This is a genomic window from Aeromicrobium sp. JP4 (assembly GCF_054957925.1).
Genome location: NZ_CM143290.1, coordinates 1,311,603 through 1,325,499 on the forward strand (window position 1 = coordinate 1,311,603; position 13,897 = coordinate 1,325,499).

The 13,897-nt window shown below is 63.2% G+C and carries 8 protein-coding genes; 2 read left to right on the forward strand and 6 right to left on the reverse strand.

What is annotated here, in order from left to right; translation table 11 throughout:
• The first annotated feature begins 117 nt into the window (after nucleotides 1–117).
• Nucleotides 118–2,745 (forward strand): DEAD/DEAH box helicase, encoded by a 2,628-nt coding sequence (locus tag ACY1JX_RS06470; protein WP_462565604.1) that lies wholly within the window; start codon nucleotides 118–120, stop codon nucleotides 2,743–2,745.
• 310 nt (nucleotides 2,746–3,055) lie between these two features.
• On the opposite strand, the gene ACY1JX_RS06475 is transcribed toward ACY1JX_RS06470, so the two are convergent.
• From ACY1JX_RS06475 to ACY1JX_RS06500, 6 genes are all read right to left on the reverse strand, one after another.
• Entirely contained in the window at nucleotides 3,056–3,370 is a 315-nt protein-coding gene (locus ACY1JX_RS06475; protein WP_462565605.1) for a hypothetical protein, read from the reverse strand.
• A gap of 26 nt (nucleotides 3,371–3,396) precedes the next feature.
• Nucleotides 3,397–3,756 carry a hypothetical protein gene (locus ACY1JX_RS06480; RefSeq protein ID WP_462565606.1) on the reverse strand — a complete coding sequence of 120 codons (360 nt, stop codon included), beginning with the start codon at nucleotides 3,754–3,756 and terminating at the stop codon, nucleotides 3,397–3,399.
• Nucleotides 3,753–4,940, reverse strand: a complete 1,188-nt coding sequence (locus tag ACY1JX_RS06485) for a TRAFAC clade GTPase domain-containing protein (RefSeq protein ID WP_462565607.1) — start codon at nucleotides 4,938–4,940, stop codon at nucleotides 3,753–3,755. The genes ACY1JX_RS06480 and ACY1JX_RS06485 overlap by 4 nt, the downstream gene beginning before the upstream one ends.
• A gap of 61 nt (nucleotides 4,941–5,001) precedes the next feature.
• Entirely contained in the window at nucleotides 5,002–6,564 is a 1,563-nt protein-coding gene (locus tag ACY1JX_RS06490; RefSeq protein WP_462565608.1) for a hypothetical protein, read from the reverse strand.
• Between the two features lie 159 nt (nucleotides 6,565–6,723).
• Nucleotides 6,724–9,000 (reverse strand): DUF262 domain-containing protein, encoded by a 2,277-nt coding sequence (locus ACY1JX_RS06495; RefSeq protein WP_462565609.1) that lies wholly within the window; start codon nucleotides 8,998–9,000, stop codon nucleotides 6,724–6,726.
• The gene (locus ACY1JX_RS06500) at nucleotides 8,997–10,757 is read right to left on the reverse strand and encodes a DUF262 domain-containing protein (protein ID WP_462565610.1); all 1,761 of its coding nucleotides are present in this window, start codon (nucleotides 10,755–10,757) and stop codon (nucleotides 8,997–8,999) included. The genes ACY1JX_RS06495 and ACY1JX_RS06500 overlap by 4 nt, the downstream gene beginning before the upstream one ends.
• A 250-nt stretch (nucleotides 10,758–11,007) precedes the next feature.
• On the opposite strand from ACY1JX_RS06500, the gene mobF reads away from it, so the two are divergent.
• Nucleotides 11,008–13,539: a MobF family relaxase gene (gene mobF, locus ACY1JX_RS06505; RefSeq protein WP_462565611.1), complete on the forward strand. Its 2,532-nt coding sequence runs from the start codon at nucleotides 11,008–11,010 to the stop codon at nucleotides 13,537–13,539.
• Nucleotides 13,540–13,897: the final 358 nt, after the last annotated feature.

Consider the following 13,897-nt stretch of genomic DNA (forward strand, 5'->3'; position numbering starts at 1 on the left):
TCCTGATTGCCAACTCACGCACGTTAAGCGAAGACGCTGACGAATTTGGGGTTCCTCGTAACTCGCCGGGACGCATCACCTATCTTCGCAGTCACCAGCATCGAGTCAGCAGGGGACATGGACCGAGAAGAACGTCGGCGCGCCAAAGCCGTAGTCAAGGACGTCAAGGATTGGGTCGACCGACTCGCGAAGGTCCTCGATGAACGGCAGCGCATCATGACTGCCGCGGCCGATGCCACGGCCGAGCTCTCAGCACGATTCACTCACATCCCATCTGGCAAGAAGCCTTCCTGGCGGACCGTCGGACTCACGCCTTCAGACGGCGAAATCCTTGCCGCCTGTGCACGCGCGCACGCGCTCCCGAAGCTGTCCTCGCCGATGCAACGTGCGGTCAAACGGGTGACCAGCGATGAGACGTCGAAGTTCCTCGCCGACGCGAAGGCCGCTGTTGGTGCGCGCCGGATGTTCGCGGGACGGGACCAAAAGGAAGCCGGCGTCCTGGCGGCGGACTCCCTTACTCAGCTTCACGATGAACTGACTCGCGAAGACTTGACCATGGAGCTGGGAGCGCTCGAGAGTCGGACCAAGTCGTCCAAGAAGTACCCACCCGAGAACGTTCTTGATGACGCTGCTGGTCTCAGAAGGCTCTTCGGCGTGGCGCCCGAATTGCTAACGCAGACAGACCTGGACTCTGCCTACCGTTCTATCCGGACGATCGACCGTGCTCTCGATCAGGAGCACGAGTTCAGGTCCGCCGTCACCACCGCTGCCAATGCCGTTCGACTGACGGAGGCCCGCTCCATGGTGGCTGACATTCCGGTTGAGCGACTGAAGGACGCGACAAGCGGTCAAGTACGAATCAATGCTCTGACTGCCGCCGGCATCGGGACGGTCCTCGAAGTCCTCGAACGCGAGTCCCTCATCGAGTCGCTACCGGGAGTCGGTGAGACAACCGGCCGCCGCATGATTGGCGCTGCCCGGACGATCTGGCAGACCAGCCTCGATGAGATGCCTGTGCGAATCGACATTAAGAACCGCACGCAGGTGACCGCGGAGCTCCTCTCGGCCATGCGGAGCTGGGAGGCCGCCCGGTCAATCCAGACCGCGACGGACGATCTCGCGGCCGCAAATGACATACGCCTCCTGTTGAGCTCCCTCGACCCCAAGACCACTCACGTGGTGGTCAAGGCCGACTCACGGCCTGCCGCGGAACTTCGCGCAGCAATCGATACCATCGCGAGACGCGCCGCGTTGATCTCCGGCGAAAAGGGTCCTTCGACGAAGGACCCGTGGGATGACTTCCTGGCTCGGCCCGCCGACTTCTACGCCATGCTTTCTGAGCTTGGCTTCCTGCCCGACGACGACCAGGCCAGCCAAGGCGATCTGCCCGAAGAGATCCTCGAAGCGATTCGCGATCTCAAGCTTGAGATGTCCTACCTCGACGCTTCGCTCCGCGGTTATCAGTCGTTCGCCGCGCGCTTCGCGGTCGTACAGCGCAAGGTCATCATCGGCGACGAGATGGGACTTGGAAAGACGGTCGAAGCACTCGCCGTCCTCACGCACCTCCGCGCCAAGGGCGCCCACCACTTCCTCGTCGTGTGCCCAGCCGCCGTCGTGACGAACTGGATGCGCGAGGTGACCGACAAGTCCAAATTGCGCGCCCACCGTCTTCACGGACCGGGGCGCGATGGCGCGCTCACTGCGTGGATCCGTGGCGGCGGGGTGGCGATCACCACCTACGACAGCCTGACCTGGCTCGACGGACAGATCCCCGAACGGGCCAAAACCGCGTGCGTCGTCTTCGATGAGGCGCACTACATCAAGAACCCCGACGCCAAGCGGACCCGCCGCTCACGTGCCCTCATCGAACAAGCAGAACGTGCGATTCTCCTCACCGGTACGCCGTTGGAGAACCGAATCGAGGAATTCCGCAACCTCGTCGGTTACCTCCGGCCCGACCTCGCCGTCAACGCGACGGAGTTCGCTCCGCGTCAGTTCCGCAAGCAGGTCGCCCCGGCCTACCTCCGCCGGAACCAAGAGGATGTCCTCACCGAGCTTCCCGATCTTGTGGAAGTGGACGAGTGGATGCCGCTCTCATCGTCGGACTACGAGCACTACCGAGCAGCAGTCGTGGATGGGAACTTCATGGGCATGCGCCAGGCCGCAATGCGCGCTGGCGGCAAGTCCCAGAAGATGCAGCGACTGGTCGAGATCGTGGAAGAAGCCGAAGACAACGAACGGAAAGTGTTGGTCTTCTCGCATTTCCGCGATGCACTGGAAGACATCGCGGCAACCCTTCCGGGCAAGGTCTTTGGGCCGCTCACGGGATCCGTTCCCGCAGCGAAGCGCCAGCAGATGGTGGATGAGTTCTCGGCCGCATCACACGGCGCCGTGCTTGTTTCTCAGATCGTTGCCGGAGGTGTCGGACTCAACATCCAGGCCGCCTCCGTCGTGGTCATAGTCGAGCCACAGCTCAAGCCGACTACGGAGTGGCAAGCCATCGCGCGCTCGCGACGCATGGGTCAACTCGAGTCGGTTCAGGTTCATCGGCTGTTGTCCGAAGAGGGCGTCGACCGAAGGATTACGCAGATCCTGGCGAGGAAAAGCGAACTGTTCGCCGACTTCGCGCGCGTATCGGAGACCGCGGATAGCGCACCTGAAGCGTTCGACATTTCCGATGCGGAAATCGCGCGCGAAGTCGTCGCTGCGGAGCGCGAACGACTTTTGCGAACCACTACGAGTTGAGGAAGCACGAATGGCCGATCTGCAAGCTGTCGTCGATGCAATCACGGACATCAATGGAGTTGAAGGGTTTTCGAAAGACCTCTGGGACGTCGTACACGTCCTGGAGGAGATCCGGGATGAGCTGCGAACCCTCACGTCGCTGCTGAGTCCATAGCTCGCCGCCCGAACCACGGAGACGTTTTCACAAGCGTTTCCTGACCCCATCGAAGTCTGATGCCGAGACCGCGCGAAGTCGTCGTTGTAGAGGGCTGTACGTCCCCTCGTCTGTGGCCGGAGGCGCTGATCGGGTCTGCCTTTGCAGTTTCGCACCTCAGAGTCGGTCGATCCAGGTGTCCTCGTCGCGGTCGTCCCACGCGGACGTGACGGTTCGCGGGGCGGGTGGCTGTGACCCGAGTCGGGAAAGAAGCTGCAGGGCTTCTTCGTTGCTGAGCGATCGCAGGGATTCGACGGCGCGCCCCGCAGCAGTTTCGATCGTCTTCTGACGTTCGGCCATCTCTGTGAGGCCTCGGGAATCGAGTGCCTTGCGCAGCAACTCGACCTGCCAGTCGCTGATGGGTGCGAGTCGCTGCTCTGCCGGCTCAGGCGTGGCTGGTTCGTCGCCGAAAAGTGAGAGTTCGTCGGACACAGCGCAAGTGTATTGACCGGTTCCGGCTACGCGGGCCGGCCTTCGGCGTCCCAGATACGTGCATAGAAGTCAGACACGATTGGCCAGACCCGACTCAACCCGTCCTCGACCGACGTGATCTCGTCGGCGTGGTTGCCCATGACGACGAACTCGTGCGGAATGAGCCGACCCACCGTGTCTCGCCGATTCTCGGGGTCGAGGAACCGCAACGCCACTGACGCGTCAGCTCGATGACAGAGCGCAGGCTCATCTGAGTGGCCGGCGAAGACGCGGTCGTACTCTGATAACGGATCGATCAACCCACCGTCGAGGAGGAAGCGGAACCCCCACGTGCGACCTCGGGTGGCCCAGATGAGCCACCCGTCGGTTTCGGCGACAAGGGTCACTTGAGGCTCCGGATGAACAGCTTGTCCGTGACGGCCCGGTCAAGGTCCAACTTGAACTGGGTCAGCATCGCCGTGAGGTAGTCGTGCTTCTCGCGAGCGGTCGCATTGATCTCACGCAATTGCGACTCGCTCATCTTGACCGCGACGATCAATGCGGGCAGAGCGACTTTGGCGAAGGGACCGACCTTGGGGACCTTGGCCACCAGTTTGTCGGCCTTCAGAAGCTTCCCGCCCACCAGAGCCGCAGCCAAGAACTCCGCTCCGTCGGCCAGCGAGTCGAGCACCTTCCGCGGAATCTCCATGCGCTCGCTCCATTGGACGCGTCGCTCGAGCGGAAGCACCGAAGCGACCGGCAGGATCAGATCGAGTCCGACCTGCTGGGTCACATCGATGTCCACGGGCAAGGAGTCGGCAGGCGATAGTTCGAACTTGGCCGAGGACAGGAGCATGAAGTCCTCACCGATGGACAGCGCACCAGGGGTCTCCACTACGCCCTGGATCGCTTCGCGCAGTCTGTCGACCTCGTTGTTGGCCTTGAGGATGACGAGGTCGCGGAACGTCTGGACAGTCCATTCGGGGAGGAGGTCGGCCTTCGAGAGCGCCAACACCCAGATGCGGGGGAATTCCGTTAGACGATCCTCGTCGGCCAGAAGATCGTCTTTAAGCCGTAGTACCCCCTGGCGGAAGTTGGCCAGGAGCGACGTCAGGTACCGCTCTTCTTGTCCTTCGTAGTCCAGGAGCTTCTGACCGTCGACCAGGAACAGTGCGACGTCGGAACGCAACAGCGATCTGAAGGTGTCGATGCGTCGGTTCGCCTCCTCCTCGCTCGAAGGCGATTCCTCGAACCACTCCCCCGGATAGTCGTGCCACGCGAGGCGCAACGTGTCGAACGCGCGCTTCTTCGAAGCGGGGTTGTCGCCAGTCTTGAGCTTCAACGAGAAGTAGTACGTCGTGGACTCGAATCGCGTCGCGAGCGGCGCTTTCGTGTCGTCCCTCATGCCGAGGTAGTTCTGGAGGAGCCGGTTGCCCTGACCTGTTTCGTCGGCAACCAAGTCCCACAGGTCGTTCGATTTCGCGCCGGCCTGCGCAGGCCCGTAAAACGAGGAGACCAAGACGGTCTTTCCCGAGCCGCTCTCACCGAACACTGCAATGTGCTGCTCACGGACCCTGGGGTATTTCGCCATGGCGGGAACGTACCTCAAGCGCTCGGCGCGCGCGCGGGCGATCCGACACCCCAACGACGCTTTACTTGGGCATGTGGATGGTGAACGGGATCCCTAGCTCGTCCAGGAGATCGAAGACCCTGAGGTCCGCCCCGAGCGTGTTGGAGCCGGCGCTTGGATAGAAGTGCCAATGGGCGCCCTTGATCTCCCCCGTCTTGATCAGGTGGGCATCCGACTGGATCTGCTTCGCAACAGCCGGACTCCACGGGACGTTTCCGACCTTCGCCTCATGGGCGATCCCCTTGGACACGACGTCGAAGCGTCGGTACAGGGCATTGCAGACCTCGAGGCAACCCTTGGTCTTCGCGACGACCTGCGTGTTGATGTCCGCACCTCGCTTGCGGAGCTCATCCTCGAGCGCCCTCTCACCCGCCGGTCCTGGCTTCAATTTCGATGCCTTCGTCGGGAGGAAAGTCGATGAGGTGCCCTTGACGTATCCCGAGCGCTCAGTGACGGCTGCGACGCGATCAAGGTCCGTTCTGCCTTTCGACAGCTGCAGGAGCGCACTCTTGCTGGCGCCAGCGCCCACCAGATCGTTCGCCCCTGGGGTGGCCGCTTTGACCGCCTTGAACTTGATCTCGTCCGAGACCTTGGGCAGCGCGGCGATGCTCGCCGCCACCACAGCAGCCAGCTCGGGGTTTCGAGCAACGAACTTGGCCGTCTTGCCGGGAATCGCGACAGCATCGCCGCCTGGAATCGCACCGACCACGCTGAAACCAGAGCCCACCCAGTCGGCGTGGATGGCGGATCCAATCGCATCGCGCACGTCCGTGACGCCACCGACAACAGTCCCGATGATGGGAATGGAGCTGGAAGCCCCTGAGGTGAGGTTTCCAGCCAGCCACGCCATCGAGTCCTCTCGCCAGAGGTCACCGGCAAGGGAGCCCTTGGCGTAGTCGCCTGCGTAGGTCCACTTGCTCACCTTGACGTCAGCAGACAGCGGGTTCAGACCTTGCTTCTCCCGATTGGCGTCCTCGTAACCATCGTCGAATCCGTCACCATCGGTGTCGGCAACATCGGGAGCGGTGCCGATGACTTGGACCTCTGGCCCGTCCTCGATCTCGTCGTCGTCGGTGTCCCGGTTAAACGGATCGAGGCTCAGATCCGCCTCCGCGGCATCATCGAGCCCGTCGCCATCAGTGTCGGCGAGAAGTGGATTGGAGTAGCCGACGTACAGGTTCTGGTTCGAGTCGGCCGCACCATCGGTTTTGGTCCCGACGACGCCGGCCGTGGCGGACGAGCCCGAGACCAACTCACCTGCCTCGTCCCCATCGGTGAGTCCGTCACCGTCGGTGTCGGCTTTGCTGGGATCGGTGCGGTATTCATTCCCGTCCCGAGTGATCCATCCAGATCGTTCGACCTTGTCCGTGAGGCCGTCACCATCCTTGTCGGCCGCGCCAAAGTCGAGGCCGAACTTCTCGGGCACCGTCGTGATCCCGTACGCGGCGCCCACCGCGAGCGCCACGACCACCGCAAGAATCCAAGGCCAGCGAACCCTCGCGCCGGATCGTCGATCGTTAGCTTCGTGCGACAGGGTCGCGCCCGTCGCTGCTTGCGATCCGGCCGGCGGCATACGTTCACTCACCGACCAAGTGTCTCCTTGGCCGGACCCGTCCCGTGCGGAAACGGAAGGCGAGCCTGCGCACAGTTCCGTCGTAAGCACGACCGACCACGGATCTTGAAACTCTGCCGTTCCTCATAGAGGATCGACCGGGAACGGGATCCGGCCAAGCTCGACTGTCATTCAAAGTCCGTGATCGAGAAGTGCCCGGACGATTTGAACGCCCTTCTGTACCCGGTCTTCAGTATCGATGCCTCGGTCGTCTTGACTCACACGAAGTCGTCCATCGCTCTCCAGCCCGAATGGCGCAAGAAGGGCCGTTGCTGCTTCGGCCTGGACCGACTCCTCGGGCAAGACGATTTCGAACCCGACATCAATGTTGCGAACACCCAGGCCAGACTCGGCAAGAATCATCGCTTGCTCATTCCCGGTGTAGTCCCAGCTTCGGAAGTCTGGCTTGTGTAGACCTCCGGGTCGTCCAGACTCCGTCCAGATCGCCAGGAGATACGGGTCGGTGAACGACGACCGGTAGTCCCCGCCGTGCAGCATGTCTATGTCGTAATTGGCCGGCCCTTCGGTCGATCCGAAGTCGCCGACGTAATTCCCCCGAGGCGAGTCGAGCATGCTCCAGTAGCGCACGAAATAACAGCGCCAGTTGAACGTCCGTTCGGATTCCTGTGTCAGGAGCCACCGATCCGCCACGCGTCTCAACGACTTCGATGCCGGAGCATCACTGCCTGCAACGTCGTCGAGGAGAGTGCCCAGCGCGGTGCGAAGGCGTCCATTCGTCTCCCGGGTTCCGAGCGTCAACACATCCCTCCACGAACCTCCGTCAGAACGCTGCCCACGGACACCAAATTGACGCTTCGCAGACGACACTGCTCGGGAGTAGTCGCCTTTGGCGAGAAGCGCCGAGGCGAATGTCTCCAGGGCGTCCCCGGCCGTCGCCTTCCGAAACGCACCGCTATGACGCTCGATGCTCGAAGGGTCCAACTCGAAAGCGAGAAGTCGCCCCCTGAGCAGCGGGTGGTCTTCCAACGCGTGAACCGATGTCGTCAGTTCCGGGTGACGATGCAGCAGGTTCCACTTTTCCTTCTCGTCATCGATCCACGTCTGGCTGAACCTCTTGAGCCCGTCCAATTCTCCGTCACGCATGAGGCGCGTAGTCGCCTCGACGAGTTCGGGCATGTAGGCACTCTGCACTTGGTTGGGCGCCGATTCGGCGAGGTTGCGAAGCGAGCGGAGGCGCTTAACCAGGACCTCCATCGGCTCATCCGTGCACGCCTGACGAAAGACGAGCACTCCGAAGAGCAGAAGCGTTTCCGCCAGCGAAAATTGGTTGCTTCCGTAACCTCGTAAACAAGCCCCGAACAAGTTCGCGTGTTGAGACTCGAAAAGCCGGAGTCCCGCGTTGGCGCTACCAGCAACGGAGAAAAGCTCACCGAGTAGGCGATCAGGCACATCATCTCGAGGTTCACCGCTGACCCACGTGTCGAAGGCGAAGAAGAGAAACGCGCGGTCGCTTTCGGATGATTCATCCGACCCCACGAAAAGCCGTTCAGCTCGTTCCAAGAGCGAGCCTGTACTTCGAGTGGATCCTCGGCGCCATTCACAGACGTCGATGATGAACGCGAGATAGTGCATGAACTCGGTGTCGATGGAGCAATCACCGTCGTCGTAGTGCCAGAGCAGGTCGGACCATTGACGGTCGAACTTCTCAGTAAGTTCCTTGTGGCGATCTGTCGGCTCCAGCACCTTCTCGAGACGCGCCTTGAACACTTCGAACTCGGTGAGCGGTTTACCCCTTGAATTCATCTTGATGTAGAGGTCATCGCCCGACTCCATGTCCTCGATCGGGAGGAACAGGAACGAGATGGCTTCGCTGTCCGGCGAGGCAAGTCGCTCCCAGATCGCCCGGAAGTCGTGCGCTTCTTCCGACAGTCGCTCATGGATCGACGCGATCATCACGAGCATCGCTTGGATCGTCGGGTCGGTGCGCCACGGGAACAAGTACCAGCTCTGATCCGTGATCCAGTCCACGGGAACACCGTCGTCGTGCGTCCACGGGTTAGCGACAAGTTCACGACAGAAGTACTCAGCGCTCAACCGAGTCGTGTACCGGAAGTGCGTCCAGGATTGCTCTGAGTCCACAGTCCCCGCTCTGGAGCCCACGTACCAGTGGAGCAGGAACAGCGTAGTCAAGCGTTGCTGACCGTCGAGAGGCTTGAGCGTTCCATTTTCAACCTCCCCATAGACGAAGTCGAGCGCCACCGACTCGGCCGTTGTGAGGGCACGAATCAAAACGCTCAGGAAGTCCCGTCTGATCACGGTCGTCTCGCTGTCGCGGCGACCTTGTGCATAGTCACGTTGAATGATCGGGATCTCGATACCTGTGATGGTGGGCCGGTCTCCGTCGGAGGTTTCGAAGAGTGACGTGTAAGTCGTGGGGAATCCCCTCATGAGGTCACTCCCTCCTGTTCTTCTGGAACGAGATAGGGCTCGAGCACCTCACGCATGGCGTCGTAATACGCATGTCTGTCTTGAGGCCCCCACAGGTGGATCTGCTGATCTGCATCACTCGTGTAGTACTTGAGGAAGACGTTCCGGGTGCAGGGCGGGATGTAGTCTCCCTCCCGATCAAGTCGGAGAATTGCCTGGCGTTTCACCTCGAACACGGAGTTTCCTAACGCGCTGTTGTGGCCCCTGTCGAGAAGCGCGAGATTCGGCAGAAGATGCACGTCATCGCCAAGCGCCGAATCACTCGCGTCAGCGAAAGCAGCGAGGATCTCGTCCTCGAGATGTCTGAAGACTTCTCGTTTGAGTTCGGATGCCGCCAAGACGTCGTCAATCTTCTCGATGAGTTCGCTGTTGCTAATTGACGCATCATGCGAAAGGGCCTCAAGCCCCCGTTTGTGCGACGAGAGCCAGGTCCGCCACTGAACTTCGCGGTTCAGCGCCGCGGCACTCTGAGCGTGGATGTGCTCGACACTCCAATCTCCATTGGCGTGGGCGCGGAAGGAGAACCTGTCGTTCTCGTTATCGCGCTTGAGGACGGTGGCGACGTTCATCAGAAGTAGAACCCGAGAGCAATCCCTCAGCCGCTGCTCGTAATTCAGATCATCAAGGTCTGTGCGCGTGCGGGGCCCGATCCGGTCCCTGACGCGTTCGACCAACCCTCGCCGGAATTCTCGATTAGTTCGTCCGTCAGCGAGTTCCACGATGCGCTCGAACTCGTACTTGTCTCCGGTCGCAACCAGGTAACCCACGTGATGGTAGAGCTCGTGGTCGTGGAACCACCCGACGATGGTCCCGTGCATACGCACAACATCGCGCCAGAAGTCGCTCGCTGACTTCTCGATCCTGGGCCGCAGTTCTTCGAACACCCAATATCGAATCGATTCGTTCCCTTCGGCGCTACCGGCCATGGCCCGGAAGATCAGGTCCATGTGCGTGGGCCATTCCTCGTTGGACCCGGTAATGAACGCCCACAACTCGGAATCACGCAACTCACGCTCGAAGGCGTCCCATTGAACCGCAACCTGCTCCTGCCGCTCGGCTTTATTCCCACTGTCTCCGAGTCCAGAGAGAATCTGTGCCTTGATTAGTTCAGCGTCGGTTAGCGGAATTCGACCCACGTTGAGTCGCCGGAACAACTCGTTCCGGTCCGTGCCCTGCGGGGCCTCGTACCAGAGCACGTAGACGTGTTTCGCCAGTGCGGTGCGGATGTCGATTGCTGCTTGCTGCTGGTCCGGCTGGCTCCTGAACCATGCGTCGATCGCTTGGTAGGCCGAGTAGATGTGGTGGAAGTCGATGTTCTCGTGCCGCAGTTCGGGATCGAGTGGCTCCGACTGTAGGTAAGTACGACTGTTCGGGCGCGTCTCATACGAGATCTCGTAATTGACATTGGCGCCCGGCAGCCACCCGTTGTCGCGAATGCACTTGAGGATCAGAAACAGCGTCGTCAACCTCTGTTGGCCGTCGATCAGTTCCCAATCGCCCTCGGACTCGCGTCTCATCACCACGATGGGCTGCAGGTAGTAACTCCGGGGACTGACAACATCCACGACGCTGGTCTTGATGTCATCGAGGAGTTTGACCACTTCGGACTCGCCCCACCGATAGCCGCGCTGATACGAGGGAACGAAGAATTTACCGGAGAGTTCCTCGCTGATCACAGACTTCCGCATCAACTCTGCCGGGCGGATCGCTTCGCTCATCGCCCGAGCCTAGCGACGACGAGGTCACCTTCGTCTGAGTTTGGGACATGCGCGAGTACGTCCGCACCCAACCTCCGTCGACGGTCGTTGACGGGTCAGGATTTCGCCGTCGCATCGGGCTCCTCGGCCTCCCCAACAGGCGGCACGCATGCTACGAAAGTTCGTAGGGGCAAAGACTCTTCAGCCCTACTTTCCAATGATTCAGCGGTTGTTGATGGTTGTCGACGGGGCGGTTCAAGTGCACGGTGGAGTGAAGATCTACCGAGGGTCAGCGGCAGCGGCGCGGCACTACGTCGAGGCGGATCGGTCGCGCGCCGATGACTACTACCTGGCTGAGGGCAGCGGCCTCGCGATGCGGTTCGTAGTCAGCGCGGACGGCCTCGACCGGCGGCCGGACATGGACGGTCCGACCTACGAGCGGTGGGTCGCTGGAGTCGAGGTCGAGACCGACAAGCCGAAGGGGCGACTGCGGAACGACGACCAGGCCGTGCGGTTCGTCGAGGTCACGGTCAACGGACCGAAGACGTGGTCGCTCGCTGCCGCCCTGCACCCCGAGGTCGCCGCGGCCTACGACGCAGCCCAACTGGCCGCGGCCGAGGAGATCATTGGCTGGCTCGCCTCCCATGCGACGACGCGGGTTGGTCCGCGGGGCCGCCAGGTGCAGGCGCCGGTCGAGCAGATCGAGGCCGCTGTCATCCGCCACTTCACCTCCCGGGCCGGCGACCCCCACCGTCACCTGCACCTCCAGATCAACGCGCGCGTGTTCGCCGCGGGCACGTGGCGGGGCCTGCACACCGTCGGTGTGCGCGACAGCCTCGACGCGATCAACGGGATCGGTCACGCCGCCGTCATGACCCACCCCTCGTTCCGGGACGCGTTGGCCACGCACGGACTGAGTCTCGACCCCGAGTCCGGCGAGGTCCGCGAGCTCGCGTCCTACGTCGGGGCGTTCAGCGCGCGGGCGCGGCAGATCGAGTCCAACATCGACACCTACGAGGCCCAGTGGCGCTCGGACCATCCGGGCGAGCAACCCGGGCCGATCCTGCGGCAGGCGTGGGATCGGCGCGCCTGGGCGGATGCTCGCCCGGACAAGGTCGTGCCGACCTCCGGTGAGGCGCTGCGCGAGCGCTGGGTCGACGAGCTCCATGAGCTCGGGTGCGCGAGGCACCACCCTCCGACGATGCCCCCGCAGCTGCTGCGGCCCGGGGCGCTAAACCGCGCCGCCCTGGTCAGGGTCGCGCTGGTGCGGTTGGGTGCCCGGAGGTCGGCGTGGAACTCCGCCGATGCGCGCGGCGAGGTCGAGCAGTTGATCGCCGCCACGGGCGGAGTCATCGACGCGACCGTGCGGCGTGAGTTGGCCGAGGACCTGACCGAACGCGTCGTTACCGCCTCCCGTCCCCTGCTCGATCGCACCGACACTCCTGAGCACGTGCGCACCCTGACCTCGAGCGAGGTGCTCGCCGTCGAGCACGAGATCGTCGACCGAATCACCCGTCGTGCGGAGGCGCAGACGATCACGGTCGTCGAAGGTGCGGCGGGCGCGGGCAAGACCTCCCGACTGGCCGCGACGCGACAGGCCGTCGAGGCGCAGGGTCACCGAATGCTGCTGGTCAGCCCGACCCGCAGGGCAGCCCAGGTCGCCGCGACCGAGGTCGGCACCGTCGCCCAGTCCGTCGCGTGGCTGCTGCACCAACACGGCTACCGCTGGGACGAGGACGGCCGGTGGACCCGCCGGCCAGCCGAACCCCTCCCGTCGGCCCGGCTGAATCCCCGTGACGTGCTGGTGGTCGACGAGGCGGGGATGCTCGACCAGGACACCGCTCGCGCCCTCTTCTGCCTCGCCGACGAGTCCCGGGCCACGGTCCTGCTCGTGGGCGATCGGCACCAGCTCCCCGCCGTCGGTCGCGGCGGCGTCCTTGACCTCGCCGTCCGCTACGCGCCGAATCGGGTCACCCAACTCGACGGCGTCCGCCGCTTCGCCGATCCCGCCTATGCCTCGCTCTCGCTGCGGATGCGCACCGGCGAGAAGCCCGGCGAGGTGTTCGACGAGCTGCTGCGTCGTGGCGAGATCGTCCTGCACCCCAGCGACGTCGAGCGCCAAGCGGCCCTGACCGCCCGGGCCACCTGCGGCGACCTCGTGGTGGCCGACACCCGTGAGCAGGTCGCGAGGATCAACGCGCTGGCTCACCGCATACTGCGGGACAACGGCGAGGTCACCGACGGCATCATCACGTCCTCGGGTGAGCGGATCGGTGTCGGCGACACGATCGCGACAAGGCGCAACGACCACGCCGTTGATGTCGCCAACCGCGAGACCTGGACCGTGCTCGCCTGCGACAGCGCAGGCCTCACCGTCCGCGGTGCAACCGGTCGGCGCGTCCTGCCGCGGGAGTACGTGCACCGTCACGTCGAGCTCGCCTACGCCACCACCGCGTACGGCGCGCAGGGCTCGACCGTGCCGGTCTCGCACGTCCTCGTCGGCGAGCACACCGGCGCGGCCTCGGCCTACGTCGGCATGACCCGGGGCCGGGAGCGCAACGTCGCCCACCTCGTCGCCGGATCGGTCGAGGAAGCGCGCCAGCAGTGGGTCGACGTGTTCGGTCGCGAACGTGCCGACCTCGGACCCACCCACGCCCGCGCCGCAGCAGCCGAGGCGATCGACAGGTTCGGGCCGAAGGCGCCGCCGCGGTACATCGGTCGACGACGTCCAGCGAGGACGCCCCTGCCTGCGCCCGCGAACCCGCCGACGCCGCCGACCTCGGTGCCGGGACTCGAGTTCTGAATGTGTGTGGATGCAGCTGAATGTCCATACCTGTCACGATCTGACACGAGTCGCTAAATTGGCTGCGATTCGAGGCTTGACAGGAGGCGGTAGGCCGGCGCATCGTCGAAGGGTGGAGTCTGGCGTCGAGATGATTCGAACCGCGATCGAAGACGTCCACGGCCGGCGTGATTCGCGCCAAACTGACGTTTGCGCAGGTCACGGCGGTGGTGCCGAATCGACATCACCGTAACTGGCGTTTTCGCAGGTCGCGTCGGTCCCGCCGAATCGGCGGCACCACAAACGCCGTTTCCACAGGTCACGCTGGCGGTGGCGAATCGCCTCCACCGCAACCCCATTTCCGCAGGTCACCCCGGTG

What these genes read in the sequence shown, in the direction of transcription:
- ACY1JX_RS06470 (WP_462565604.1), top strand. Translation starts at nt 118, where the DNA reads ATGGACCGAGAAGAACGTCGGCGCGCCAAAGCCGTAGTCAAGGACGTC.
- ACY1JX_RS06485 (WP_462565607.1), bottom strand. Translation starts at nt 4,940, where the DNA reads ATGGCGAAATACCCCAGGGTCCGTGAGCAGCACATTGCAGTGTTCGGT.
- ACY1JX_RS06495 (WP_462565609.1), bottom strand. Translation starts at nt 9,000, where the DNA reads ATGAGGGGATTCCCCACGACTTACACGTCACTCTTCGAAACCTCCGAC.
- ACY1JX_RS06500 (WP_462565610.1), bottom strand. Translation starts at nt 10,757, where the DNA reads ATGAGCGAAGCGATCCGCCCGGCAGAGTTGATGCGGAAGTCTGTGATC.